Origin of the sequence: Afipia sp. DC4300-2b1 (genome assembly GCF_049895725.1) — a bacterium.
Taxonomy (GTDB): domain Bacteria; phylum Pseudomonadota; class Alphaproteobacteria; order Rhizobiales; family Xanthobacteraceae; genus Afipia; species Afipia broomeae.
This window is the reverse complement of sequence record NZ_JAFCSX010000005.1, coordinates 112,040-136,070: the sequence shown is the minus strand read 5'-3', so window position 1 is coordinate 136,070 and position 24,031 is coordinate 112,040. Positions and strand designations below refer to the sequence as shown.

The following is a 24,031-nucleotide window of genomic DNA, read 5'->3' as shown; positions in this document are numbered from 1 at the left end:
GTATACGACGCATGCTCTGACAGGAGTCGCGGCATGCGCCACCTTCGTGTTAGCAATCCAGATACGTTTTGCGCAATAACCGCCTACAGCCCAAGCGTGCCGAGACCCTCATGACGCTCCCCCTTCCCGAACCATTTCACGCCTCCTTTGCCGGATTGGAGGAGCAGATCCTCTCCGGCGGGTCGGACAACAGCTTTCATCAATGTTTCGGCTGCGGGCCATCGCATCCAACGGGCCTGCATGTCCGCACTTTCAGGACAGACGAAGGCGTTGCCTCGCCGATTCTCATTTCGCGGCAATACGAAGGGCCTCCGGGGGCCGCTCACGGCGGCATCGTCGCCGCCTATCTCGACGAGGTGCTGGCGGCCACGGTTCTCCGGTTCGCGGGGCGGCTGGGCGTGACCGGCGAATTGACCATTCGTTACATGAAGCCGGTGCCGACCGAGACGCCGATCGTCGGGCGCGGGTCGCTGGTTGCCGACCACGGCCGCTATGTGGATGTCGAAGGCCGGTTGGAAAACCTCAGCACCGGGGTCGTGCTGGCGACCGGACGGGGACGGTTTTTCCCGTTGCCCGCATGAAAACGGCTCTTTTGCCTGCCGGATCAAGTTCCTCCCCGTGGAACTTTGCCCCCTTGGCTGTGAACTTGTGCGCTCAATAGTTATATGGTTCCACTAGCAAAGCAGTCCAGATTTGTCGTTTGGGGAACGAATGCCGGGCAATTTCAAACCAGGATCGCGCACGTCGGTTTTGCTCGTCGAGGACGAAGTCATGATCCGCATGATGGTTGCCGACATGCTGGAGGAGCTTGGCTATACGATTGCCGCTGAAGCGGGCGACATCGACGAAGGCGTCAGACTCGTTCAAGCCACCGACTTTGACATCGCTATTCTCGACGTGAACGTCAACGGGAAGGTGATTACGCCTGTTGCCGAAGCCGTTCAGATGAGCGGCAAGCCGTTCGTGTTCGCAACCGGCTATGGCGCACAGGGGCTGCCGGAAAAATTCCGCGACCGCCCGACCCTGCAAAAGCCCTTCCAGATCGAAACGCTCGCGCGCACCATCGAGACCGTGCTGAAGGGCATCGCGGCATAGAGCGCGGTCGCCCCCGACAACCTCAACGTGAGGAGCGAGGAGCAATCTCCTCGCTCGTCCCGGCGAAGGCCAGGACCCATAATCGCTGAGTCAAACCAGTCAGGAAAAAGCCCGACAGCTTCTTCCTTCGCTCTATCTGCATAGAGGGGTGATGGGTCCCGGCCTTCGCCGGGACGACGTACAGAATTACTTCAGAACGCCTTTCAGCTTTTCCGAAAACGCCTCATCGGTGCGATCGAGCCGCAGCGGCGTGACCGATACGAGTTTCGCAGCGAGTGCTGCGAGATCGGTCCCCTCCGCCGGCGTTTCCAGCATCGCCGCCCTCTCGAACCCGATCCAGTAATACGGATTGCCGCGCCCATCCTGGCGGCTGTCGATCTTGAGAAAGCCCAGATTACGCTTGCCCTGCCGGGTGACCGCGATGCCCTTGACCTCGTCGGGCATGCAGGACGGAAAATTGACGTTGATGACGGTGTTACGCGGCACGCCGAGTTTCATCACGTTGCGGATTACATCGGGGCCGAACCTCAGCGCGGTGTCCCACAGCGGCTTGGTGCGCGTCTCCATGGAGAATTCCTGCGACAGTGCGAACGACGGCAAACCGAGAATGGTGCCTTCCAGCGCGCCGGCGATGGTGCCCGAATAGACAACGTCTTCGGCGACGTTGCGGCCCTTGTTGACGCCGGACAGCACGATGTCCGGCTGCTTGTCCTTGAGGATGTGCCGCGCGCCCATGATGATGCAGTCGGTCGGCGTGCCGCGCACAGCGAAGTGGCGCGGCCCGACCTCGCGCAGACGCAGTGGATCGTTCAGCGACAGCGAATGCGAGACGCCGGACTGGTCGAGTTCGGGCGCAACCACCCAGACGTCATCGGAAATCTGCCTTGCGATTTCCTCGATGACTTTCAGTCCCGGCGCGTGAATGCCGTCGTCGTTGGTGCAGAGAATTCGCATATCGTATCCTTATCGTCCAAAGTCATGGATCAACGTCACCCTGAGGTGGCAGCGCGAAGCAACAGGCGTTCGCAAGAACGCCGTTCTTCGAACGGCTATTGCCTCGAAGGCGACGTTGTTTGCCCGCATCCTTCGAGGCTCGCCGCAAGCACGGCTCGCACCTCAGGATGACGGGCTGGGAGTCAACTATCCTTCGCGATCACTTTGAGGCCGCCCATATACGACTGCAGCACATCCGGCACGGCAATGGAGCCGTCCTCCTGCTGATAGGTTTCCATCACGGCGATCAGAGCGCGGCCGACCGCCGTGCCCGAGCCGTTGAGCGTGTGCACGAAGCGCGGCTTGCCGTCCGGCCCGCGCGAGCGCGCATCCATGCGCCGCGCCTGGAAGTCGCCGCACACCGAGCATGAGGAGATTTCGCGGTACATGCCGCCCTCGCCCTGCCCCGGCATCCAGACCTCGATGTCGTAGGTCTTCTGCGAGGCAAAGCCCATGTCGCCGGTGCACAGCGTCATGACGCGGTAATGCAGGCCGAGGCGCTTCAGCACTTCCTCGGCGCAGGACAGCATGCGCTCGTGCTCGTTCTTCGATTCTTCCGGCGTCGTGATCGAGACCAACTCAACCTTGGTGAACTGATGCTGGCGGATCATGCCGCGCGTGTCGCGTCCCGCAGCGCCCGCTTCCGCGCGGAAACACGGCGTCAGCGCTGTGAGCCGCATCGGCAGTTCTCTTTCGTCGAGAATGGATTCGCGGACGAGATTGGTCAGCGGCACTTCTGCGGTGGGGATGAGCCAATAGCCCTGTCCTTCAGCGTCAAGCGAACCGGCCGCAAACTGATCGTCACGAAACTTTGGCAACTGCGCGGTGCCGAACATTGCATCGTCGCGCACCAGCAGCGGCGGATTGACCTCGGTGTAACCGTGCTCGCCGGTATGCAGATCGAGCATGAACTGACCGATGGCACGTTCAAGCCGCGCGAGGCCTTTCTTCAGAACGACGAAGCGCGCGCCCGACATCTTGGCCGCGGCCTCGAAATCCATGAACTTCAAACCTTCGCCAAGCTCGACATGCTCCTTCGGCTTGAACGCATAGTTGCGCTTCGCGCCATAGTGATGATGCTCGACATTGCCGTGCTCGTCGGCACCGTCCGGCACTTCATCGAGCGGCAGGTTTGGAATCTGCGCGAGTTCCTTCTTGAGTTCTTCTTCGGCTTCTCTCACCGCTGCTTCAAGCTCAGGCAGTTTGGTCTTGAGTTCGCCCACCTCCGCCATCAGCGCGTCGGCACGCGCGTTGTCCTTGTTCTTCTTCGCTTCACCAATTTCCTTGGAGGCTGCGTTGCGGCGCGCCTGCGCCTGCTCGGAGGCCTGAATGACAACGCGGCGCTTCTCGTCCAGCGCGATCAAAGACGACGACAACCCATCCAGACCCCGGCGCGCGAGCGCCTTGTCGAAAGCCTCGGGATTATCTCGAATCCAGCGAATATCGTGCATGAGAACTATCCTGCGTCATGACCGGGCTTGTCCCGGCCATCCACGTCTTTTGCTGCTGCGTTAGAACAAGTCGTGGATGCCCGGGTCAAGCCCGGGCATGACGAATCGGGCGCATGGAGGCCACAATACCCGAACACCGGGTAACGAGGCCGTCATCCTGAGGTGCGAGCCGCTTGGCGAGCCTCGAAGGATGACGAGTCGGATGTAAGGCCGTCGCCCTTCGAGGCGCGCAAGAGCGCGCACCTCAGGGTGACGGATCAAAACGAGAAACGGGGCGGCTACTCCGCAGGCGTCGTAGCTGGCGGGGTCGGCGGCGCGTCCGCGGGCGGGGTCGTGCCGGTGGCCTGTTTGGCGGCCTTTTTCTCCACCATCGCAACCGCGATGATCGAGCCCTCGTAGAGGATCAGCAGCGGGACCGCGAGCGACATCTGGCTGATGACATCCGGCGGGGTCAGCACTGCGGCGATGATGAATGCCACCACGATGAAATAGCGCCGCTTTTCCTTGAGCTGCTTCGAGGTCAGGATTCCGATCCGCCCCAGCAGCGTCAGGATCACCGGCAACTGGAACGCGATGCCGAATGCGAAGATCAGCGACATCATCAGCGAGAGATATTCGCCGACCTTGGGGAGCAGCGCGATCTGCGCGGTCTCCGCGCCGCCGACCTGCTGCATGCCGAGCGAAAAGCGGATCAGCATCGGCAGCACGAGGAAATAAACCAGCAGCGAGCCGAGCGCGAAGAAGATCGGCGTCGCGATCAGATATGGCAGGAACGCGCCGCGCTCGTGCTTGTAGAGGCCGGGCGCGACGAACATGTAGATCTGCGCCGCAATCACCGGGAACGAAATGAATCCTGCACCAAACATCGCGAGCTTCAACTGCGTCAGGAAATATTCCAGCAGCGCGGTGTAGATGAACTTGGAATTTTCAGGCCCCGCGACCCAGACGAACGGCCAGACAAGCACGTTGTAGATCTGCTTGGCGAAGACGAAGCAGAAGATAAAAGCAACGCCGAACGCGAGCAGCGCCTTGATCAGCCGCGAGCGCAGCTCGATCAGGTGGTCCATCAACGGGGCCTTGGTGGCTTCGATGTCCTCTTGACTCATGACGCTTTGGCGTCCGGTACGGCAGGCTTCGGGGTCTCAACCGCCGGCGCATGTGCCTCGGCTTCGGCGAACGTCGCCGGTGTCGGCGGCTCGGGTGTGGTCGGCGTCATCACCGGCTGGTCGATCTTCATGGCATCCTCGACGTCCTTGTTGAGGGACGTCAGCAGATTGGTCGGCGACAGATCCTTGGCAGCGGACGAGGCGTCATCGAACGTCTTCTTGATGTCCGCCATTTCGGCTTCGCGCATCGCTTCGTTGAACTGGCCCTGAAATTCAGCGGCCATGCGGCGCGCCTTGCCCATCCACTGCCCGACCATGCGCAGCACGCCGGGCAATTCTTTCGGGCCGATGGCGATCAGCGCCACGACGCCGATGACGACCAGTTCACTCCACCCGATGTCGAACATGGAAGATTCCGTTTGCGGGGCCTCAATTGCCCCGCACCTCAATCAAGAAAGCGCGGCCTGAAATCAGACCGCCTTGCTGCCGACGTCGGTCCGCTGCGATGTGGATGCAGAAGGCGCGCTGTCGATGGTCTTGACCGGCTCGGGCTTCTCGGCCGGCTTGTCATCATCGGCCATGCCCTTCTTGAAGGCCTTGATGCCCTGCGCGACGTCGCCCATCAGGTCCGAAATCTTGCCGCGGCCGAACAGCAGCAGAACAACGGCGATCACGACGATCCAGTGCCAGATACTCAACGAACCCATACTGCCATCCTCCAAAACACGGGGCCGGGATTTCCGGCCAAATCTGACCGGAAAGTAGGCCCCGGAGGTGTCAAAAACAAGGATTAACCCCGCGCCAGGATTGCGCAAAGCGGCGCATTGACATGAGAGTTAATGTTCACTCGGGACCGGGCGCGGCTGTCCGCGCCGCACGCGAAAATCAACTTTCGCCGCTCTTTTCCGGCTCCACGGCAGGCGCCAGCGCCAGTTCGAGATCGCCGGGCTCCAGCGGATCTTCGTCCTCGCGCAGCGCCGGATCGTCCGACGGCGATGGAACAGCGAACCCGCCAGGCAGCCGCGTGTCCAGAAGGCCTGCACCTTTCAGCTCGTCGAGCCCGGGCAGATCGCCCAGCGCTTCCAGGCTGAACTGCGACAGGAAGGCCTCGGTGGTTCCGAAAGTCAGCGGACGGCCCGGAGTCTTCCGGCGGCCGCGCGGGCGGATCCAGCCGGTTTCCAGCAGCACATCGAGGGTTCCCTTCGAGGTGACCACGCCGCGGATTTCCTCGATCTCGGCGCGTGTCACCGGCTGGTGATAGGCGATAATCGCCAGCATCTCGATCGCGGCCCGCGACAGGCGGCGCGTCTCGACGCTTTCACGCGTCATTAGCCAGGCAAGATCGCCCGCGGTGCGGAAGGTCCATTTGTTGGCGACGCGAACGAGATTCACGCCGCGCATCGCGTAGTCGGCCTGCAACTGTGCGAGTGCGACTTTCACATCCACGCCGTCGGGCATGCGTTTGGCGAGCGCAGATTCTTCGAGCGGTTCGGTGGAGGCAAACAACAAGGCTTCGAGAAGACGGAGTTCCTCGGGACGCGCAGCCGCCTCGCTGGACGATTCCTGCTCGGACTCCACAACAGAGGTCTCCACAACAGACTCCTCCACGGAATGCTCTACCGGAGCGATGTGGGCAGTCGTTCTCGCCGGACTTGCCATGGCCCTGTCTCCTTCTTCCACTTACTCTACCGGCACTTCCGGCGCTGCCTGAGCGTCGGGCGGCAAATGCGCCACGTGCTTACGAAAATACAACGGCGCGAACGCTTCTTTCTGATGCAGGTCGAGCGTGCCTTCGCGCACCAGTTCCAGCGCTGCAGCAAAGCTCGATGCGAACACTGTCGCGCGCTGGGTCGGATCGACCACATAGCGCATCAGATGCTCATCGAGGCTCGCCCAGTCCTCGGTTTCCGCCGCGCCCACCAGCCGTTCGAGCGAAGCGCGCGCCTCCGACAGCGACCACACGGTGCGCTTGGCCAGATGCACGGTCGCGAGCACGCGCGACTGACGCTGGGTCGCGTAAGCGGTCAGCAGGTCATACAACGTCGCGGTCCAGCGGGAGTGCTTGACCTGCGCAATCTGTTCCGGCTGACCGCGCGGGAAAATATCGCGCCGCAGTTGCGGCCGCGTCATCAGCCGGTTCGACGCCTCGCGGATCTGCTCGAGCCGGCGCAGCCTGTTGGCCAGCGCGGTCGCAAGATCCTCGGCGCTCGGCCCTTCGGCTTCGGGAGGCTCCGGCAGCAGCAGGCGCGACTTGAGATAGGCCAGCCAGGCCGCCATCACGAGATAGTCCGCCGCCAGTTCGAGCCGCAGCTTGCGCGCCGCCTCGATGAACACGAGGTACTGATCCGCCAGCGCCAGAATGGAAATCTTGGCGAGGTCGACCTTTTGCTGACGCGCAAGCGCGAGAAGCAGATCGAGCGGGCCTTCATATCCCTCGACGTCGACAACGAGTGCCGGTTCGTCCTCGGCGTGCTCCGCGGGCAAACCTGTCTCGAAGGAAAGGATTTCCGCGCTCATGAGGTGAGACTCCCTGTCTCGCCGATCAGGCGTTCGAGTTCGGCCCGCGCCGCTCCGCGATCGAAGGGCTGCGGTGTTCTGCGCGACGCCAAGGCACGCTCCGCACGGGCCAGAGCCACGCCGGCGAGTTCAGGGGCTTCACCCGCAACCTGACTCATTTCGTCGAGCTTGCCATTGCAATGCAGGACGACATCGCAGCCGGCTTTGAGGCTGGCGCGTGTCCGCTCCGCAATCGATCCCTGCAAGGCATTCATGGACACGTCATCACTCATTAACAGACCCTGGAATCCGATCGTTCCGCGAATCACCTGTTCGATGATTGTCGCAGATGTCGTCGCCGGTTGGGCGGGGTCGAGGGCGCTAAACACAACATGTGCCGTCATGGCCATGGGCAGATCGGCAAGCGGTTTGAACGCCGCAAAGTCGGTTTTGGCGAGTTCCGCCGCGGGGGTATCGACCGTCGGCAGCCGAAAGTGGCTGTCCGCTGTGGCCCTTCCATGGCCGGGAATATGCTTGAGGACCGGCAAGACACCGCCCTGCGCCAGTCCATCGGTCACGGCCCGGGCGATCTCGGCCACCTTCGCCGGGGTCGTGCCATAGGCCCGATCGCCGATCACCGAGTCCGCGCCGGGAACCGGGACGTCAGCCAGCGGCAGGCAGTCCACGGTGATCCCGAGATCGGCAAGATCGGCCGCAATCAGCCGGGACGACAGGCGCGCAGCCTCAAGCCCGGTCGCCCGGTCAACCTCGTACAGCGCGCTGAAGACCGCTCCGGGCGGATAGACCGGCCACTGCGGCGGCTGCAGCCGCTGAACCCGCCCGCCTTCCTGGTCGATCAGGACAGGTGCATCGGGCTGGCTCACAGCGGACCGCATTTCCTCAACCAGTCGAATGACTTGGTCAGGGGTTTCGATATTGCGCTTGAAAAGGATAAAGCCCCACGGCCGCTGGTCGCGCAAAAACGCGCGCTCATCGTCGGTCAGAGCGGTTCCGGAAACGCCGGTAATGAATGCGCGCGCGGCCATAGATCGGCGATTAGCCCGCGCTTGGCTCCAGGGTCAAGGAAACCGGGCAAAATCACACGTGATTGTGGGCGTCATCCACAATCGCAAACGCAATCGTTCCAATGATTTGGCGAAGCTCCGAACAGCTTTCGCGATGCCGGTGTCACGCGGACACCAGCGCGGGCTCCGACATGGTGATCCGGTTCCTGACGCTGGAACGCTCCTGCATCCGCGCGTACCAGGCTTGGAGAGCCGTGCACTCTGCCGGTATCTCCACTTCGACGAACTCCGAAAAGATCAGACCGCCGATCACTGTGATATCGGCCATCGAGAAGACCTCGCCCGCCACGAACGGCTGCCTTTTCAGAACGGCGTCGAAATAGTGCATCCCTCTCACCGCCTTTTCGCGCTGACGAAATCCCCATTCGGCGTTCTGGTAAATCTCGACATCCGGGCCGAGCCCCGGCGTGGCGTGATGGAAATAAACGCTGATGGCGTCGAGCAATTCCAGCTCGGCTCGCTTGCTCATCATGTGGATCACACCCTTTTCGCGAGCAGTCCTGCCGGTGAGCGTCGGAGCGCCGTCAAGGTTGTCGAGGTATTCGGTGATGGCCGTGCACTCGGCAATGAGAGTTCCGTCTTCGAGTTCGAGCACCGGCAGCGTGCCTGAGTAGTTCTTGGCAAGAAACTCGGGCTTCTTATGCTCGCCTTTCCACAGATTGACTGACACGAACTGGACCCGCGATTGCAGGTTCTTTTCCGCCAACGCGATGCGGACGCGCGCCGGGTACGGGCCGGTATGCCAATCGTAAATCTTCATCGCGACTTCCTTTACCATGAACCTACCTATCACTTGGTAGTCTAAAACTACCATTTATATCCGCACCGTCAACGTCTATCTACCACTTGGTAGATCTTTTGAGGGTAAGGGCGTCAGATGAGTTCAAATTCCAGGGAAGCCATTCTGGCAGCGGCCAAACAGACCGCACAGGCGCATGGATATGGCGGCCTGAATTTCCGCGAGCTTGCGGACGAGGTCGGCATCAAGGCGGCGAGCATCTACCATCACTTCCCGAGCAAGGCTGATCTCGCTGCGGCGGTCGCGAAGCGTTACTGGCAGGACTCGGCGGCGGCTCTCGATGCACTGCTGGCGGCGTCACCAGATCCTCTCGGTTGCCTGCGGCAGTATCCCGACACATTTCGCAAAGCGCTCGAGAACGGTAACCGCATGTGCCTCTGCAGCTTCATGGCTGCCGAGCACGACGACCTGCCGGAGGCAGTGCGGAACGAAGTTCAAGCCTTCGCCGATGTCAACGTGGCGTGGCTGAGCAAAGTTCTGTCCGCTGCAGGCGTGGTTGGGGCCCCCGACTGCGAACAGCGCGCGCGCGCCATCTTCGCTGCGATAGCCGGGGCTCAACTGGTTGCGCGGAGCCGTTCTGATATCTCGGTCTATGATGCATTGATCGAAAGCTACCGCGCGGCAGGTCTGCTGCCGGCGTAGTCGCCTCGACGATCACAAGGACCGAGGCCTAGCGCCGCTGCACCACGCACTGCCCGCCGGCCGTTTTCAGGTTGCCGCAGAACGCCGCGGCTTCCTCATTGGTCCCGAACGGCCCGACCATGGCGCGGTAGAACGTGCCCTTGCCGGCGATCTCGGCCTTGTGGATCGTCGCCGTGCGTGAGCCGAGGATCGAGGCATATTTGCCCTGAATCGATTTGAACGACGCCTTCGCATCGGCTTCCGACTTCTGCGACGACACCTGCACATAGGCGCCGCCGCCCGTGACAGCCGCAGGACTGATTGCTGCTACCTTCTGCCGATCGGCAGGAGCCGCCGGAGGCTGTGCCTGCGGCGAGAGTGAAACGGGTGCGTTGGCGGACGGTGCCGCTGTCGAAGCGGTGCTCGCCGGTGCCGTCGTCGACGTCCGCTGTGCCGGAGGCTGCGCACGCGCTGGCGCTGCCGGTGCGGCAGCCGCCGAATCCGGCTGATCCGGCCGGATGCTCAGGGTGCGGATTTTTCGCGGCTCCTCGCCGCCGGTCAACGTGCCGTTGCCGACGCCCGCGCCGGTCGGCCGTGCGCTAGTGGACGCACTGGCGACCGATGGCGGGTTGGCATTCTGGGTCAACGGCGGAAACACCACGCGTGGACCGGTCCTGGCATTGACGTCGACGGGTTGTTCCTCGCGGGACACCACGCGCTCGGGTGACTTGTCGCCGACGCGATCAGTGATCTGCTTGCTTGAACCATCGCCAGCGCCGGGAGGAATAATCTTGTTCGGGCCTGCGTCCGCCCGGATGACCGGTGGCTCGCCGCTGCGCGGAGAACCAACGAACGTTCTGTAGGCGAAGGCCGCGCCGGTGCCGACAACCGCGAGCAGCAGAACGACGACAACTGTCATCATACCGCCGCGCCGGGCCTTCGGGGCTTCCTGCTCGAAATCTTCGCCATAGGGCGGCCGGTCGTAACCGCCCTCGTCGTAATGTCCGCCCTGAGCGGTAAAGTCATCGCGGCCGGGATCGTGATCGGGCCGCCCGTACAGGACGTCATCGTAACGGTCGCTGGCAACCTGCTGACCTCGGCCCTGCCCGGTCAGCACGGGATCGTAACCGCTGTGATCGAACTGCGGGGCATGCTGGCCGTAAACATGATCCTGGCTCTGATGATGCCGTTCGTCCGCATAAGGCGGATCGTAACGCTCTGGCTCGCGATAAGGCTCTTCACGATAAGAGTCCTCGCGATAAGCCGGCTCCTGCGACGCCTGACGCGCGGCAGCCAAATTCTGCAACCAGGACGGCCGAACGGCGGGCACGTCTTCTTCCTCGGCGGCGGGCTCATGGGCGGCGTACTGATCGCGCGGCTCATGCCGGGCCGGCTGCGCCTGCTGCTCGCGTCCAAAATTCGAGAATGGATCGGCCTGCCCGATCAGTCGCGCCAGTTCCGCCAGCGGGTCGCTCTCGCCTTGCGGCTGGGCCATGCGGGATTGATCCCGGCTATATTCATCGTCCGCCGGAAACGGTCTGTCGCGATATTGGTTCGCCATTGCGATGTTGCATCCCCTTCGGGAAAGCGCCTCGCCCGTCATTCAAACGAACGCCGCTTCTCACACACCGCCACCCGTCCCCGTGGCGGTCAAATCCCCAATTATCGCATCTCGTCCGGAGCATGGACGCCGAGCACGGCGAGACCGGAAGCCAGAACCGAGACAACGCCCTGAACCAGGGCAAGTCGCGCGATTGTTACTTCTGCATCATTCTGGATAATGAAGCGTAAATGAGGCATATCGCGCCCCTTGGTCCAAAGCGCGTGAAATTCGCTCGCGAGATCATACAGGTAAAACGCGATTCGGTGCGGTTCATGTGCGACCGCCGCCGCCTCGACGATCCGCGGATAAATCGCGATCTGCCGGATCAGGCTCAGTTCGACCGGATCGCTGAGCCGCTCGATCTTCGCGCCGCGCAGGAACGCGACACGTTCCGCCGCGCCTTCCGGCAATGACGGAACCGTCTCGCGTGCATTCTTGAAAATCGAATGTCCGCGCGCGTGTCCGTACTGCACATAGAAAACCGCGTTGTCCTTGGACTGCTCAATCACCTTGGCAAGATCGAAATCGAGCACCGCATCGTTCTTGCGGAACAGCATCATGAAACGCACGGCATCGGAACCGACCTCGTCCACGACCTCACGCAGCGTGACGAAATCGCCGGAGCGCTTCGACATCTTCACCGGCTCGCCGTTGCGCAGCAGTTTCACAAGCTGGACGATCTTCACATCCAGCGTCGCCTTGTCATCGGTGACGGCCTTGATCGCCGCCTGCACCCGCTTGATGTAGCCGCCGTGATCCGCGCCCCACACGTCGACCATGTTGAGGAAGCCGCGGTCGAACTTGGTCTTGTGATAGGCGATGTCGGACGCGAAGTAAGTGTACGAGCCATCTGATTTCTTCAGCGGACGGTCGACGTCGTCGCCGAACGCGGTGGCGCGGAACAGCGTCTGCTCGCGATCCTCGTAATCCTCGACCGGCGCGCCCTTCGGCGGCGGCAAACGGCCCTCATAGACATCGCCCTTCGCGCGCAACTCTGCAATCGTCGCCCCGACGCGGTCATTGCCGTTTTCGTTGAGCGAGCGTTCCGAGAAAAATACGTCGTGACGGATGTTGAGCGCGGCGAGATCACCCTTGATCATCTCCATCATCATGGAAATGGCTTTTGCTCGTACCACCGGCAGCCACTCTGCTTCGGATTGCTTCAGCAGCTTGTCGCCGTATTCGCTGGCAAGCGCCTTCCCCACCGGCACAAGATAGTCACCCGGATACAGCCCTTCGGGAATCTCGCCAATGGTTTCGCCAAGCGCTTCGCGATAGCGCAGGAACGCGGAGCGCGCGAGCACATCCACCTGCGCGCCGGCGTCGTTGATGTAGTATTCCTTGGTGACGTCGTAACCGGCGAACGACAAGAGACTCGCCAGCGCATCTCCGAACACGGCGCCACGGCAATGGCCGACATGCATCGGCCCCGTCGGATTGGCGGAGACGTATTCGACATTGACCTTCTCGGCCGCGCCGACGCTGCTGCGGCCATAACTGTTGCCCTGCTCCAGCACGGACCGCAATGCGCCGAACCAGGCGGATGTCTTCAGCGTCAGATTGATAAAGCCAGGTCCAGCCACATCGACGCGCTCGACAATCGGATCGGCGCGCAATTTGTCCGCGATCTTGTCGGCAAGCTCGCGCGGCTTTGCCTTCGCGTCCTTGGCCAGAACCATCGCCGCGTTGGTCGCCATGTCGCCATGAGTAGCGTCGCGCGGCGGCTCGACCACAACGCGCGACAGATCGAGACCTGCGGGAAGAACACCCTCGCCGCCGAGCGCCGCGCACACGGCATGCACGCGCGAAAGCACGTCGGCGAACAAATGCTGGGACTGGGCGGGCGAAGTCATTAGGAAGTCCTGTGTCGTGTACAAAATAGACAGTTCAGATCGTCATTGCGAGCGGAGCGAAGCAATCCATCTTTGAGACCAAAGGAATGGATTGCTTCGTCGCAAGCGCTCCTCGCAATGACGGAGTAAGCCCTTGGGCTTGCTGCCAAGGCCGGATGCCGCCGCCTAACGTAAATCCGGGGTCGAGTCAAAAAGCCGCTGATGCTCGACAATGGCGTACCGGTCGGTCATTCCCGCAATGAAATCGCCGATCCGGCGGGCCCGGCCAGCCTCGTCATGCTCGCCCTCGTCGGGCAGCCATTCGGCGGGCAGATCGCCCGGTTCGGCCTGATAGCGCGCGAACAGATCGCGGACCACCGCCTCCGCGTCCCGCATCACGCTCATGACCCGCTCGTGGCGATACATCCGCGTCCTGAGAAAGCGCTTGATCGCCGCTTCCGTTTTCTCGGCTTCGGCCGAGAAGCCGACCAGCGTTGCGTTGTGATTGCGTACATCGACCGCGCTGCTTAGGCGCGCGGCACCAAGCCGCCGGCGCGTTTCCGAGAACACATCCTCGATCAGATAGGAGATGAGTTCGCGCACCAGTTCCGCGCCGCGCCGCGTCTCGTCGAGGACGGGATAGCGCGCGGTGATGACCGCGTTGATGTCGGCGATCAGCGGGATGGCGCCGAGATCGTCCACGGTGAACAGCCCTGCCCGCAATCCGTCGTCGATGTCGTGCGCGTCATAGGCGATGTCATCGGCCACCGCAGCGACCTGCGCTTCCAGCGAGGCGTAGCTCCACAACTCGAGATCGTGATACGCGACATATTCCGAGATGCCGACCGGCACGCCGTGCTCGCGATAGCGGCCGACGGGCTCGCCATTGCCGTCGATCAACGGGCCGTTGTGCTTGACGATCCCCTCAAGCGACTCCCACGTCAGATTGAGGCCGTCGAACTGCGGATAGCGCCGCTCCAGCAGCGTGACAACGCGCAGGCTCTGCGCGTTGTGATCGAACCCGCCATGATCCTTCAGGCATTCGTCCAGCGCCCGCTCTCCGGCATGGCCGAACGGCGGATGGCCGAGATCGTGGGCCAGCGCCAGCGTCTCGGTGAGGTCCTCGTCGAGGCCGAGTTGCCGCGCCAGCGCGCGGGCGATCTGGGCGACCTCCAGCGTATGGGTCAGGCGGGTGCGATAGTGATCGCCTTCATGGAACACGAATACCTGTGTTTTATGCTTCAGGCGGCGGAAGGCATTGGAATGAATGACGCGGTCACAGTCGCGGCGGAACGCACTGCGCCGCAGGCTCGGCGGCTCATTGAAGCGCCTGCCGCGGCTCTGGCTGGGGTCGCAGCCATAGGCTACGCGGGGTGCTGCCATTCCGACCGACATCGAATTATTCTACTTTCGGTGTTTGATTCTGGCGTTCAGCGCACTTAACTATGCCATACGGGGACATTCAAATACCCCGGTTTCGGAGACCTATTATGACTGCCACCGAACTCGCCTCAGCCGCCGGTGTGACCATTTCCGAACGGGCAGCGAAGCGAATCGGCGCCATCCTCAAGTCGGAAGGCGACGGCGCGATGCTGCGCATCAGTGTCGAAGGCGGCGGCTGCTCCGGCTTCCAGTACAAATTCGATGTCGAGCGTGCCAAGGCAGACGACGATCTAGTGATCGAACGTGACAGTGCCGTGGTGCTGGTGGACCCCTCATCCGTGCCTTTCCTGGCCGGCTCGGAAGTCGACTTTGTCGATGATCTGATCGGCGCGTCGTTCCGCGTGGTCAATCCGAACGCGACCGCGTCCTGCGGCTGCGGCACGAGTTTTTCGATTTAGTTTCTTTGAATTAGACACCTGCTCCGACACGAGCGCAGTCCAACTCCCTCTCCCGTGGGGAGAGGGTTGGGGTGAGGGCGTAGAATCTATCGAGAGAGCGTACCCCCTCACCCGGCGCTACGCGCCGACCTCCCCATGGGAGAGGTAAAGCAAACTCTCATGCTTTGAGTCTCGCCGGAAACGGCTCGCACCTCAGGATGACGCCAGAAAGCGCCGCTACTTATTCCCTGCGTTCTCCGCAAACAGCCGCTTCGCGTTGCCATGCGCGATCTGTTTGGTCAGCGCAGACCGGCTGGCAGGAGGCTTGCCGCGCAGACTCCTGCATCAGCTTAGCTGTTCGTGGATAAAAGAGCGTTGACTGGCCCGGTAACGGCCGGGCGATAGGCCGTAGTGCCGTTGGAACAGCTTGGAGAAGGCGGTGGCCGTTTCGTAGCCGACGCGATGCGCAACTCGCCCAATCGGCTCGTCGCTTGATTCAAGCAAAAACGCTGCCTCCCTCATCCGGCGCGCGATCAAATAGCGATGCATGGGCTGGCCGACGAGCTTCGTAAAACGGGCTGAAAACAATGATCGGCCGAGACCCACGCGCTGACCGAGTTCACGAAGGGTCCATGCGCGGTCCGGTTGCTCGTGGATGCACTGAAGCGCTGGCCCGATGTGCGGGTCGGCCATGGCTCCAAGCCATCCGCCTTCGCCGTGACCGAGAGATTTGATCCAGCTTCGGAGCACTTCGACGAACAGTATCTCTGTCAGTCGTGACAGTGCGATCTCTTGACCGGGAAGTTCGGTTGCAGCCTCGTCTAACATGCGTTGCAGGATCGCCTCGAGCCACCCATCGACCGTAGCTCCTTTCAGAAGAAGCACGGGCGGCAACAATTCCCGCAACGCGCCGGACAAAGGTTGCGACATAATGAAGTTGCCGCAGAGCATCGTCGAAACTTGCTCCGCTCCTTCCTGATGTCGAATGAGGTTCAGCCGGTCCGACGTCCGATCGATGTCCTGAATCGAGAAGGGCTTCGTCTGACAATCGGAATAGATCGCGTGGCGCTCACCGCGCGTGACGACAACAAAGTCGCCTGCGGTCAGATGAAGGTCTGGTCCTTTTTCGAGCGCGAGCGTCGCCGTGCCAGTGCTGAGATAGTGAAACAAAGCGTACGAACGCTCGGGCAATGACAAATTCCAGGGATGACCCAGCTCAAAATGAAAGAGCAAGCTTCCACCGAAGCGAACGCGGTCGAGCAACTGGGCAAGAGCATCCATGCGGCAATGATATTCGCGTGGACGCTCAAACACAATATTCGGACGGTTGAGCGCTACCGGCGAAAATAATCTCATCCTAGTTCAGAACGCGGCAGGCTGACGCGTCATGCGATCAACGGCAAATGGAAGAAACGCGATCCTGCCGGAGCGCCCGCCCATTCTCCGGACATAGGTTGTCCGGCTTTCCAACAGGAACAATAATCGATGCGAAATCTTTTTCTCTCAGCCGCCACGGTCCTTTTAGCCGGCGCCGCTTTCACCAATCACTCCCAATCGAGTGAACTGCCAAAGGGCGCAGCTCACAATATCGTGCTTGTTCATGGCGCATTCGTCGATCAAACAAGCTGGAAACCCGTCGCGGACATCCTCACGAAGAAAGGTTACACCGTCACGCTCGTTGAAAATCCACTCACATCCCTCACGGCGGATGTCGATGCCACCAAGCAGGCGCTTGCAAAGCAGAACGGAAAAACTGTTCTCGTTGGCCATTCGTGGGGCGGTGTAGTGATAACGCAGGCAGGCAACGATCCAAAAATCTCGGCGCTCGTGTACGTCTCCGCGTTTGCCCCCGACGTTGGGCAATCTCTGGCGACTTTGGCCAAGAGCGGACCACCAACCGAAGGCGCAGCTGCAATTCATCCCGACGACAAGGGCAACCTCTATATTGATCCGAAGGCTTTTCCTTCGGTGGTCGCCGCCGACCTCCCTCCGAAGATTGCAGAAGCCCTCGCCAACTCGCAGCTTCCACTCAATCATGCGGCGTTCGAAGCGCCCGTCGATACGGCAGCATGGCGCAACAAACCGACGTTCTACGTGATCAGCACGAAGGACAAGGTCATCGCCCCTGAGGTCCAAAAGTTGTTCGCCGCCGGAATGCATGCGCAGACGACAGAAGTTGCCGGTAGCCATGCATCCCTCGTCGTCCACGCAAAGGATGTCGCCGCCGCCATTGAGAAAGCCACGCTAGCGAAGTAACGGCAAAGCTCCCGGCGCTTGCGTGCCGGGAGCTTTACGCCCGCAAATATCTCACGGCGTTACCATCATCGACTCAAACAAGAGCGTGTTCAAAGGAACATGAGCATGAAAAAGCAATTCTTCGCTCTGGCCTTCAGCGTGGCTGTTCTATCTGCGCACTCCGCCGCCACAGCACCATCGTACAAAGATCCGGTGGATACACCGGCACTGAACACGATCAAGTCGCGGTTCGGCGAAGTCATAAATCTTGCGAACCGGCACGACATCAACGCACTGCATGAAATGTTCTGGCAATCTCCTTCAGCATTGCTGGTAGCAAAAAGCGCAATTCCGTCCGAAGGCAATTGGGCGGGATACTGGGGTAACCAAGCCATCGACCGGAAACTGCGGGACATTGCCGCATCCGGTCCCGTGGTGCTCTCACCCGACCTCTCCAGGCTTAAAGTCGTCGGACTGACTTCAGATGTGGCCGAATCGTACGCACCGGTCACTATCGCCGTCTCGTATGCGGGACAGGACGGTACGCCGAAGCCATTTCTGATGATCTTGACGTGGATCAATGTCTCGAACGAATGGAAGATTGCGTCCGAAATTATCCTGCCGGTGCCGCCAGCACCCGCGGCGAAGTAGTCATGCCGTCGATCCGCTATATGAAACTTGTCGCCGCGCCTCACGATCAGGTTCGCGCACGGCGCGCCGAATCTCCGCCGTTATGATAAATGCCATGCCTGGCGTCGCTATGAGCAAAGAGACCGCAGGCGCACCGCCCGGGCAAATCATTGTTTGGCGAACAGCCGCTTCGCGTTGCCATGCGCGATCTGTTTCGCGATCCCCGGCGGCAACTGCTTCAGCCAGCCGCGATACTCGGCCATGATCGAACCGTAGCTCGCCCAGCGCTCGCTGATCCATGTATCCGATCCCAGCAGGAACCGGTCCGGATATTTCTCGAACATCGCGCGCCATTCCGGCGTTAGCGCCCCGCCCGCGCCGGTAATGCCGCTGCGGTAAGACAGTTCGCCCCACAACTGCGGATAAGTTGCCAGCATCGCCGCGACCCGGCTCGGCGCGAGGCTGAAGCCGGTGTGTGCCCAGATGATCTTCGCGCGCGCGTTGTGACGCATCAGGATCTCGACGGCTTCATCGTCGGCGTGGGCATGAAGGTAGAGATCGTTGGCGACTGCGAAGTCCACGGCCTTCTTGACGCACTCGGTCGCGGCGGCCTTCCCCGACAGATGAAACTCTCCGATACCGCGGTAATAGCCGCGCTTGTACTCGTCCTGCACCAGATCGAAGATCGTCGGGTCGTTGAACCAGGTCTGGATGTCAGGACGGACGCGGTATGGGCGAATGAACGGAACGACCCACAATCCATCCGCCTTCGCGTCCATCAGCGCGTGGGTGCCGGTGTTGGGACGGCTGGTGGCGAGAATGCCGGTGACGCGGTGTTTCCTGAACAGCGCGAGCACCTCATCGACCTGAAAATACGGCTTCGGCTCCCAGTTGTAGTGCAGATGCGCGTCGAAGATTTCGATTGGCTCTTCAATGGCCCGTGCAGGCACAGCAGAAAGCAGCACGGCGGCGGCGATGAAGAAACGCCAGCCTGTTCGTGCGGATATGATCGACATTCGAAACTCTACTCAGCCGCCGCGACGCGCGGCGGCTCGACATCCGGCGTGTCCTGCAGCGTCGGGTCGAGGCGCCGCTTGAGACGGCGGTCGATCCGGTCAAGATAGATGTAGATCACCGGCGTGATGTAGAGCGTGAGCAACTGCGATACCAGAAGACCGCCGACCACAGACACGCCGAGTGGCTGACGCAGTTCGGCGCCCGCGCCCGCGCCGAGCGCAATCGGCAGCGTGCCGAAGATCGCTGCGAACGTCGTCATCATGATCGGACGGAACCGCATCAGCGCCGCCTCGCGAATGGCATGCTCCGCACTCAGACCCGCGGAGCGGCGTTCGATGGCGAAGTCGACCATCATGATCGCGTTCTTCTTGACGATGCCGACCAGCATGACGATGCCGATCATGGCGATCACCGACAACTCCATCTTGAACAGCATCAGAGTCAGGATCGCGCCGATACCTGCGGACGGCAGACCCGAGATGATCGTGATCGGATGGATGAAGCTCTCGTAGAGAATGCCGAGAATGACGAAGGCGGCGAACACGGCGGCGAGAATAAGAACGCCCTGCCCGCGCAGCGAATCCTGAAACACCTGCGCCGTGCCTGAGAAGCCGGTCGCAATGGTCGCCGGCAGATTCGAATCCTGCTCGATCTTCGTGATCTGATCGACCGCATAGCCAAGCGAGGTGCCGGGCCGCAGGTTGAACGAGATTGTCACCGCCGGCTGCTGGCCCTGGTGATTGATCTGCAAAGGCCCGACCGTCGGCACCATCTTCGCCACCGCATCGAGCGGAATGGTCTGGTTGTTCGTCGTCTTCACATACAGCTTGGACAGATCGGTCGGATCGACGCGAAACTTCGGCTGCACTTCCAGAATGATCTGGTAGTCGTTCGAGGGCATGTAGATGGTGCCCACCTGCCGCGCGCCGTAAGCGTTGAAAAGCTGGTTGCGGATCTGATCGGCGGTCACGCCATAGACCGCGGCTTTCTCGCGGTCGATCTCGACCGTGAGCTGCGGATTCTTGATGTAGAGATCGGTGGTGACGTCCTGCAATCCATCGACCTTGGCGATGCGGTCGCGCATCACCGGAGCTGCGTTGTAAAGCGAGTCCGTATCGCCGCTCTGCAACGTGTACTGATACTGGCTCTTCGACGGACGTCCGCCGATGTTCAGGTTCTGGATGCCCTGGAAGAACGCCTGAAGACCCGGCACCTGCAACGCCTTCTGCCGGAGCCGCGCCATCACCACGGGCGCGGGCTGACGCTCCTCCTTCGGCTTCAGGCCGATGAACAGGCGTCCGTAGTTCGCCGTCGGATTGGGCCCGCCGGATCCGACCGTGCTGTTGACGAATTCAACCGCGGGATCGGCGCGCAGAATATCGGCAAGAAGTTTCTGCCGTGCGCTCATCGCCTCGAATGACGTGTCGGTCGCGGCCTCCGTCGTGCCGCTAAGGAAACCGGTGTCCTCCTGCGGGAAGAACCCTTTCGGCACGATCATGTACAGCCAGATCGTGAGGCCGAGCGTCGCCAGCGTCACCACCAGCATCACCGACTTGTAGGCAAGCACGCGGTCGAGCGTCCATTCATAGGCGCGCAGCCAGGACTCGAACATGGCCTCGAACCAGCGCAGCACGAAGTTGGGCCGGTGATGCGGATCGTGCGCCTTGAGCACGCGCGCGCAGAGCATGGGCGTCAGGGTCAGCGACACGAAGCCGGACACAAGGATGGCTACAGAGATGGTTACCGCGAACTCGCGGAACACGCGGCCAACGATGCCGCCCATCAGCAGCACGGGAATGAAGACCGCGATCAGCGAGAACGTAATCGACAGAATGGTGAAGCCGATTTCGCGCGCGCCTTTCAGCGCCGCCTCATAGGGCTTCATGCCCTCCTCGATGTGACGCATGATGTTTTCGAGCATGACGATGGCGTCGTCCACCACGAAGCCCACCGACAGCGTCAGCGCCAGCAGCGTCATGTTGTTGATCGAATAGTCGAGCGCGTACATCACCGCGCAGGTGCCCAGCACCGAGATCGGAACCGCAAGCGCCGGAATGAAGGTGGCGGAGGCCGAGCGCAGGAACAGGAAGATAACGACGATCACAAGACCCACCGCGATCAGCAGCGTCTCTTCAACGTCGGTGACGGACTCGCGGATAGAGACCGAGCGGTCGAGGGTCACGTCCATGGTGATAGAGGGCGGGACCTGAGCCCGCAGCGACGGCAGCTTGGCCCGCACCGCGTCGACCACCGCCACGGTGTTGGCGTCTGGCTGCTTCTGGATCGCCAGCACGATCGAGCGCGTGCCGTTGAACCAGGTCGCGGCCTTGTCGTTTTCGACGCTGTCGTAGATCCGGGCGACTTCGTCCAGCTTGACCGGCGAGCCGTTACGCCATGCCACAACCACCTGCCGGTAATCGGCAGCCTTGTTGAGCTGCCCGGACGCCTGAATTGCGATGTCCTGCTTCGGACCGTTGAGCGTACCGACCGGCGTCGAGGAATTGGCGCGCGAAACTGCCGCGCGGATGTCCTCGAGCGACAATCCGCGCGCGGCTGCCGCCTCAGGATCGGCCTGCACCCGGATCGCAAACTTCTGCGGACCGTAGATCAGAACCTGCGCGACGCCGGGAATCTGCGAGAGCGTCTGGCCGATGGTGATGTCACCGTATTCATTGACGGTCGACAGCGGCAGCGTCTCCGAACTCAGCGACACGAACAGCACGGGGAAGTCGGCCGGGTTCACCTTCCGGAAGCTCGGCGGGACGAGCATCTCGACCGGCAAGCGGCGCTGCGCAATCGTCAGCGCGGTCTGCACGTCCAGGGCTGCGCCATCGATGTTGCGGTTGAGGTCGAACTGGATGGTGATCGAGGTCGTGCCCTGCGAGGAACTCGACGACATCGACGAAATGCCGGCAACCGTCGAGAGCTGGCGCTCGATCGGACCTGCAACGGAGGCCGCCATCGTGTCGGCGCTCGCGCCGGGCAAGGTTGCCGTGACCTGAATGGTCGGGAAATCAACCTTGGGCAGCGCGGAGACCGGCAGCAGCCGGAATCCGAACACGCCGAATGCAATAATCGACGCCGTCATCAGCGTCGTCATCACCGGTCTGCGGATACAGAGTTCCGACAGGTTCATCTATTAAGCTCCGGCCTTGCGGCTGCGAGGCGCGACGGGCGTGCCGTTGGACAGCAGCAATTGACCATCAACAACGATATCCTCTCCGCCTTCCAGACCACTGTCGACCACGGAAAACCCCTGGAACGTGCGGCTGATGGTAACGGGTTGAACCTGCGCCTTGCCGTCCCGGACCACGAACACGAAGTTCCCTGTCTGGCTGCGCTGGACGCCGACCGATGGCACAATGACCGCCTCTTCGGTCCGCACGGTGAGCGTGGTGTTGACCAGAATTCCCGGCCACAGCAATTCGCTCTCGTTGCCCATCATGCCGCGCACCGTCACCATGCCGGTGGTCGGATCGACGGTGTTCTCCACCATGGCGATGGTGCCGGTCTCCGACTTGCCGTTGCCGGGGATCGTCGCCGTCACCGACGACTTGCCGTCCTTCATCGCATCACGCAGATCGCTCAGCACGCGCTGGGGAATTGCGAAGGTGACGTAAACCGGCGCCATCTGGTTGATGGTCGCAAGTGGCGACGTATCCGCCGGCCGGACGAAGTTTCCAACCTTGACGGTCGCGGCACTGATCCGGCCGCTGATGGGGGCCGTAATCTTCGTGTAACTTTTCTGAACCTTCAGATTGTCCAGAATGGCCTGATCGGCCTGAATGGTCGCGGTCGCGGTGTCGGCTGCGGTCTTCGCATTGTCGACATTGACCTGCGTGGTCGCGCCCTTGCCGATCAGTTCGTTGAAACGCCTCATGTCGCGCTCGGCGGCGACGAGCTGCGATTGCGACCGCGCAAGATTGCCTTCCGCCTGTGCGATCTGCGCATCGATCTGGCGCGAATCAAGCGTGAACAGCAAATCGCCTTCCTTGACGCGGGCGCCGTCCTCGAAATGAACCCCGACGATGGTGGTCTCGACCCGGGATTTCAGCGCAACGCTCGAAATCGGGGTGACTGCGCCGATGGAATCCACATCGAGCGGCACCAGCTTCTTTTCAGCCTTCGCGACTTCGACGGAGACTGCTTGCCGCGGCGGAGCTTGCGCGGTGGTCGCGCCGCTCGTCCACATCGACCGGGTCGCATAGAGCGCGACGGCCGCAATAAGGATGCCCGCAATGAGCAAAGTACGCCGTTTGAAAAAATTTCCGTTCATGCCGTCTCTCAGGTTCAGGATTCAGGCTGCGCGAGCACGCCAGACAGCCGCCGTTTCCCAACCCCATAGTGCTGGTTTTCCAGCGTTAATTTGTATTCGGCTTATCACAGCCGCACCGCCCGTGGTACGGGATACCGGGGGATTCTTTGGAATAATGCCCCACGTAACTAACGGGATCGGACATGCGGATCGCCACCTGGAACGTTAACTCTATCCGTCAGCGGCTCGATCACCTGCTGACGTGGCTCAAGGAACGGTCCCCGGACATCGTCTGCCTTCAGGAGATCAAGTGCGTGGACGAGGCGTTCCCGCGCGAGCCGATCGAGGCGCTCGGCTACAACGTGGTGACCCACGGCCAGAAGACATTCAACGGCGTGGCGCTGCTCTCGAAGTACCGGTTCGACGAAACCACGCCGCGTCTGGGCGGCGACGCGGACGACCTGCACGCCCGTTTCCTTGAAGGCGTGGTCTCGCATGCAAACGGCTCGCTGCGGATCGCGTGCCTGTACCTGCCGAACGGCAACCCACCGGAAACCGAGAAATATCCATACAAAATCAAATGGATGGACAGGCTTCTTCAGTACTCGAAGGAGCGCATGAAAGGCGAGCAGCCGCTGGTGCTGGCGGGCGATTTCAACGTCATTCCCGCCGATGGCGACGTCTACAATCCCGCCGCCTGGGCGAACGACGCCCTGTTTCTGCCGAAGACGCGCGAGCGCTTCCGCGCCCTGCTGAACCTCGGCCTGACCGACGCGATCCGTGCGGTTTCGGACCAGCCCGGTCAGTACACGTTCTGGGATTATCAGGCCGGCGCATGGCCGAAGAACAACGGCATCCGGATCGACCACCTGCTGCTGTCGCCGCAAGCCAGCGACCGGCTGCTCGATGCCGGCATCGATCGCTACGTCAGGGGATGGGAAAAGGCGTCAGATCACGTTCCGGTGTGGATCGATCTGGATCTCAACTAAACAC

23 protein-coding genes are annotated in these 24,031 nt (G+C 61.7%); 7 read left to right on the top strand and 16 right to left on the bottom strand.

From position 1 onward, the window contains the following. The first annotated feature begins 110 nt into the window (after positions 1–110). Both ACP7AL_RS20250 and ACP7AL_RS20245 read left to right on the top strand, forming a co-directional pair. Positions 111–581, top strand: a complete 471-nt coding sequence (locus ACP7AL_RS20250) for a PaaI family thioesterase (RefSeq protein ID WP_006020668.1) — start codon at positions 111–113, stop codon at positions 579–581. A 130-nt stretch (positions 582–711) separates the two neighbouring features. Continuing rightward, a complete protein-coding gene (locus ACP7AL_RS20245) occupies positions 712–1,095 on the top strand; it encodes a response regulator (protein ID WP_024919338.1) in 384 nt (127 codons plus the stop codon). 186 nt (positions 1,096–1,281) lie between these two features. On the opposite strand, the gene surE is transcribed toward ACP7AL_RS20245, so the two are convergent. From surE to ACP7AL_RS20200, 9 genes are all read right to left on the bottom strand, one after another. Continuing rightward, complete coding sequence (surE, locus tag ACP7AL_RS20240) at positions 1,282–2,049, bottom strand: 5'/3'-nucleotidase SurE (protein WP_425993752.1); 768 nt, start codon at positions 2,047–2,049, stop codon at positions 1,282–1,284. Positions 2,050–2,231: 182 nt separating this feature from the next. Beyond that, positions 2,232–3,539 (bottom strand): serine--tRNA ligase, encoded by a 1,308-nt coding sequence (serS, locus tag ACP7AL_RS20235; protein WP_425993750.1) that lies wholly within the window; start codon positions 3,537–3,539, stop codon positions 2,232–2,234. 278 nt (positions 3,540–3,817) lie between these two features. Continuing rightward, the gene (tatC, locus tag ACP7AL_RS20230) at positions 3,818–4,645 is read right to left on the bottom strand and encodes a twin-arginine translocase subunit TatC (RefSeq protein ID WP_425993748.1); all 828 of its coding nucleotides are present in this window, start codon (positions 4,643–4,645) and stop codon (positions 3,818–3,820) included. Then, entirely contained in the window at positions 4,642–5,052 is a 411-nt protein-coding gene (gene tatB, locus ACP7AL_RS20225; protein ID WP_006020673.1) for a Sec-independent protein translocase protein TatB, read from the bottom strand. Before tatB ends, tatC begins: the two co-directional genes overlap by 4 nt. A 63-nt stretch (positions 5,053–5,115) precedes the next feature. After that, the gene (locus tag ACP7AL_RS20220; protein WP_024575378.1) at positions 5,116–5,352 is read right to left on the bottom strand and encodes a twin-arginine translocase TatA/TatE family subunit; all 237 of its coding nucleotides are present in this window, start codon (positions 5,350–5,352) and stop codon (positions 5,116–5,118) included. A gap of 178 nt (positions 5,353–5,530) precedes the next feature. Then, complete coding sequence (scpB, locus tag ACP7AL_RS20215; RefSeq protein WP_425993745.1) at positions 5,531–6,304, bottom strand: SMC-Scp complex subunit ScpB; 774 nt, start codon at positions 6,302–6,304, stop codon at positions 5,531–5,533. 21 nt (positions 6,305–6,325) lie between these two features. Further along, positions 6,326–7,162: a segregation and condensation protein A gene (locus tag ACP7AL_RS20210; protein WP_006020676.1), complete on the bottom strand. Its 837-nt coding sequence runs from the start codon at positions 7,160–7,162 to the stop codon at positions 6,326–6,328. Continuing rightward, positions 7,159–8,187 carry a beta-N-acetylhexosaminidase gene (gene nagZ, locus ACP7AL_RS20205; protein WP_425993743.1) on the bottom strand — a complete coding sequence of 343 codons (1,029 nt, stop codon included), beginning with the start codon at positions 8,185–8,187 and terminating at the stop codon, positions 7,159–7,161. Before nagZ ends, ACP7AL_RS20210 begins: the two co-directional genes overlap by 4 nt. Before the next feature lie 142 nt (positions 8,188–8,329). Further along, complete coding sequence (locus ACP7AL_RS20200) at positions 8,330–8,986, bottom strand: glutathione S-transferase (protein ID WP_425993741.1); 657 nt, start codon at positions 8,984–8,986, stop codon at positions 8,330–8,332. 117 nt (positions 8,987–9,103) lie between these two features. On the opposite strand from ACP7AL_RS20200, the gene ACP7AL_RS20195 reads away from it, so the two are divergent. After that, complete coding sequence (locus tag ACP7AL_RS20195; protein WP_425993739.1) at positions 9,104–9,667, top strand: TetR/AcrR family transcriptional regulator; 564 nt, start codon at positions 9,104–9,106, stop codon at positions 9,665–9,667. Positions 9,668–9,695: 28 nt separating this feature from the next. Here ACP7AL_RS20195 and ACP7AL_RS20190 read toward each other — a convergent pair whose 3' ends face one another. The 3 genes from ACP7AL_RS20190 to ACP7AL_RS20180 form a co-directional block, all read right to left on the bottom strand. Next, a complete protein-coding gene (locus ACP7AL_RS20190; protein ID WP_425993737.1) occupies positions 9,696–11,207 on the bottom strand; it encodes an SPOR domain-containing protein in 1,512 nt (503 codons plus the stop codon). Positions 11,208–11,308: 101 nt separating this feature from the next. Continuing rightward, a complete protein-coding gene (gene argS, locus ACP7AL_RS20185; RefSeq protein ID WP_425993735.1) occupies positions 11,309–13,102 on the bottom strand; it encodes an arginine--tRNA ligase in 1,794 nt (597 codons plus the stop codon). A gap of 165 nt (positions 13,103–13,267) precedes the next feature. Further along, positions 13,268–14,476 carry a deoxyguanosinetriphosphate triphosphohydrolase gene (locus ACP7AL_RS20180; RefSeq protein WP_425993733.1) on the bottom strand — a complete coding sequence of 403 codons (1,209 nt, stop codon included), beginning with the start codon at positions 14,474–14,476 and terminating at the stop codon, positions 13,268–13,270. 95 nt (positions 14,477–14,571) lie between these two features. Between ACP7AL_RS20180 and erpA the strand changes: the two genes are divergently transcribed. Continuing rightward, on the top strand, positions 14,572–14,922 hold the full coding sequence (erpA, locus tag ACP7AL_RS20175; RefSeq protein ID WP_006020683.1) for an iron-sulfur cluster insertion protein ErpA: 351 nt from the start codon (positions 14,572–14,574) through the stop codon (positions 14,920–14,922). Positions 14,923–15,246: 324 nt separating this feature from the next. On the opposite strand, the gene ACP7AL_RS20170 is transcribed toward erpA, so the two are convergent. Continuing rightward, a complete protein-coding gene (locus tag ACP7AL_RS20170; protein WP_425993730.1) occupies positions 15,247–16,182 on the bottom strand; it encodes an AraC family transcriptional regulator in 936 nt (311 codons plus the stop codon). Positions 16,183–16,386: 204 nt separating this feature from the next. On the opposite strand from ACP7AL_RS20170, the gene ACP7AL_RS20165 reads away from it, so the two are divergent. Continuing rightward, the gene (locus tag ACP7AL_RS20165) at positions 16,387–17,157 is read left to right on the top strand and encodes an alpha/beta hydrolase (RefSeq protein ID WP_425993728.1); all 771 of its coding nucleotides are present in this window, start codon (positions 16,387–16,389) and stop codon (positions 17,155–17,157) included. Between the two features lie 105 nt (positions 17,158–17,262). Continuing rightward, positions 17,263–17,787, top strand: a complete 525-nt coding sequence (locus ACP7AL_RS20160) for a hypothetical protein (protein WP_425993726.1) — start codon at positions 17,263–17,265, stop codon at positions 17,785–17,787. A 146-nt stretch (positions 17,788–17,933) separates the two neighbouring features. On the opposite strand, the gene ACP7AL_RS20155 is transcribed toward ACP7AL_RS20160, so the two are convergent. From ACP7AL_RS20155 to ACP7AL_RS20145, 3 genes are read right to left on the bottom strand one after another with little or no spacing between them, the layout of a single operon-like run. Beyond that, the gene (locus ACP7AL_RS20155; protein ID WP_425993724.1) at positions 17,934–18,782 is read right to left on the bottom strand and encodes an amidohydrolase family protein; all 849 of its coding nucleotides are present in this window, start codon (positions 18,780–18,782) and stop codon (positions 17,934–17,936) included. An 8-nt stretch (positions 18,783–18,790) separates the two neighbouring features. Further along, complete coding sequence (locus ACP7AL_RS20150; RefSeq protein WP_425993722.1) at positions 18,791–21,919, bottom strand: efflux RND transporter permease subunit; 3,129 nt, start codon at positions 21,917–21,919, stop codon at positions 18,791–18,793. Between the two features lie 3 nt (positions 21,920–21,922). After that, the gene (locus ACP7AL_RS20145) at positions 21,923–23,059 is read right to left on the bottom strand and encodes an efflux RND transporter periplasmic adaptor subunit (RefSeq protein WP_425993720.1); all 1,137 of its coding nucleotides are present in this window, start codon (positions 23,057–23,059) and stop codon (positions 21,923–21,925) included. A gap of 182 nt (positions 23,060–23,241) precedes the next feature. On the opposite strand from ACP7AL_RS20145, the gene xth reads away from it, so the two are divergent. Next, the gene (gene xth / locus ACP7AL_RS20140) at positions 23,242–24,027 is read left to right on the top strand and encodes an exodeoxyribonuclease III (protein WP_425993718.1); all 786 of its coding nucleotides are present in this window, start codon (positions 23,242–23,244) and stop codon (positions 24,025–24,027) included. The last annotated feature ends 4 nt before the right edge of the window (positions 24,028–24,031 follow it).

Excerpts from the sequence above, each read along its gene's own strand:
- ACP7AL_RS20250 (WP_006020668.1), top strand. The coding sequence starts at position 111 with ATGACGCTCCCCCTTCCCGAACCATTTCACGCCTCCTTTGCCGGATTG.
- ACP7AL_RS20245 (WP_024919338.1), top strand. The coding sequence starts at position 712 with ATGCCGGGCAATTTCAAACCAGGATCGCGCACGTCGGTTTTGCTCGTC.
- surE (WP_425993752.1), bottom strand. The coding sequence starts at position 2,049 with ATGCGAATTCTCTGCACCAACGACGACGGCATTCACGCGCCGGGACTG.
- serS (WP_425993750.1), bottom strand. The coding sequence starts at position 3,539 with ATGCACGATATTCGCTGGATTCGAGATAATCCCGAGGCTTTCGACAAG.
- tatC (WP_425993748.1), bottom strand. The coding sequence starts at position 4,645 with ATGAGTCAAGAGGACATCGAAGCCACCAAGGCCCCGTTGATGGACCAC.
- tatB (WP_006020673.1), bottom strand. The coding sequence starts at position 5,052 with ATGTTCGACATCGGGTGGAGTGAACTGGTCGTCATCGGCGTCGTGGCG.
- ACP7AL_RS20220 (WP_024575378.1), bottom strand. The coding sequence starts at position 5,352 with ATGGGTTCGTTGAGTATCTGGCACTGGATCGTCGTGATCGCCGTTGTT.
- scpB (WP_425993745.1), bottom strand. The coding sequence starts at position 6,304 with ATGGCAAGTCCGGCGAGAACGACTGCCCACATCGCTCCGGTAGAGCAT.
- ACP7AL_RS20210 (WP_006020676.1), bottom strand. The coding sequence starts at position 7,162 with ATGAGCGCGGAAATCCTTTCCTTCGAGACAGGTTTGCCCGCGGAGCAC.
- nagZ (WP_425993743.1), bottom strand. The coding sequence starts at position 8,187 with ATGGCCGCGCGCGCATTCATTACCGGCGTTTCCGGAACCGCTCTGACC.
- ACP7AL_RS20200 (WP_425993741.1), bottom strand. The coding sequence starts at position 8,986 with ATGAAGATTTACGATTGGCATACCGGCCCGTACCCGGCGCGCGTCCGC.
- ACP7AL_RS20195 (WP_425993739.1), top strand. The coding sequence starts at position 9,104 with ATGAGTTCAAATTCCAGGGAAGCCATTCTGGCAGCGGCCAAACAGACC.
- ACP7AL_RS20190 (WP_425993737.1), bottom strand. The coding sequence starts at position 11,207 with ATGGCGAACCAATATCGCGACAGACCGTTTCCGGCGGACGATGAATAT.
- argS (WP_425993735.1), bottom strand. The coding sequence starts at position 13,102 with ATGACTTCGCCCGCCCAGTCCCAGCATTTGTTCGCCGACGTGCTTTCG.
- ACP7AL_RS20180 (WP_425993733.1), bottom strand. The coding sequence starts at position 14,476 with ATGTCGGTCGGAATGGCAGCACCCCGCGTAGCCTATGGCTGCGACCCC.
- erpA (WP_006020683.1), top strand. The coding sequence starts at position 14,572 with ATGACTGCCACCGAACTCGCCTCAGCCGCCGGTGTGACCATTTCCGAA.
- ACP7AL_RS20170 (WP_425993730.1), bottom strand. The coding sequence starts at position 16,182 with ATGGATGCTCTTGCCCAGTTGCTCGACCGCGTTCGCTTCGGTGGAAGC.
- ACP7AL_RS20165 (WP_425993728.1), top strand. The coding sequence starts at position 16,387 with ATGCGAAATCTTTTTCTCTCAGCCGCCACGGTCCTTTTAGCCGGCGCC.
- ACP7AL_RS20160 (WP_425993726.1), top strand. The coding sequence starts at position 17,263 with ATGAAAAAGCAATTCTTCGCTCTGGCCTTCAGCGTGGCTGTTCTATCT.
- ACP7AL_RS20155 (WP_425993724.1), bottom strand. The coding sequence starts at position 18,782 with ATGTCGATCATATCCGCACGAACAGGCTGGCGTTTCTTCATCGCCGCC.
- ACP7AL_RS20150 (WP_425993722.1), bottom strand. The coding sequence starts at position 21,919 with ATGAACCTGTCGGAACTCTGTATCCGCAGACCGGTGATGACGACGCTG.
- ACP7AL_RS20145 (WP_425993720.1), bottom strand. The coding sequence starts at position 23,059 with ATGAACGGAAATTTTTTCAAACGGCGTACTTTGCTCATTGCGGGCATC.
- xth (WP_425993718.1), top strand. The coding sequence starts at position 23,242 with ATGCGGATCGCCACCTGGAACGTTAACTCTATCCGTCAGCGGCTCGAT.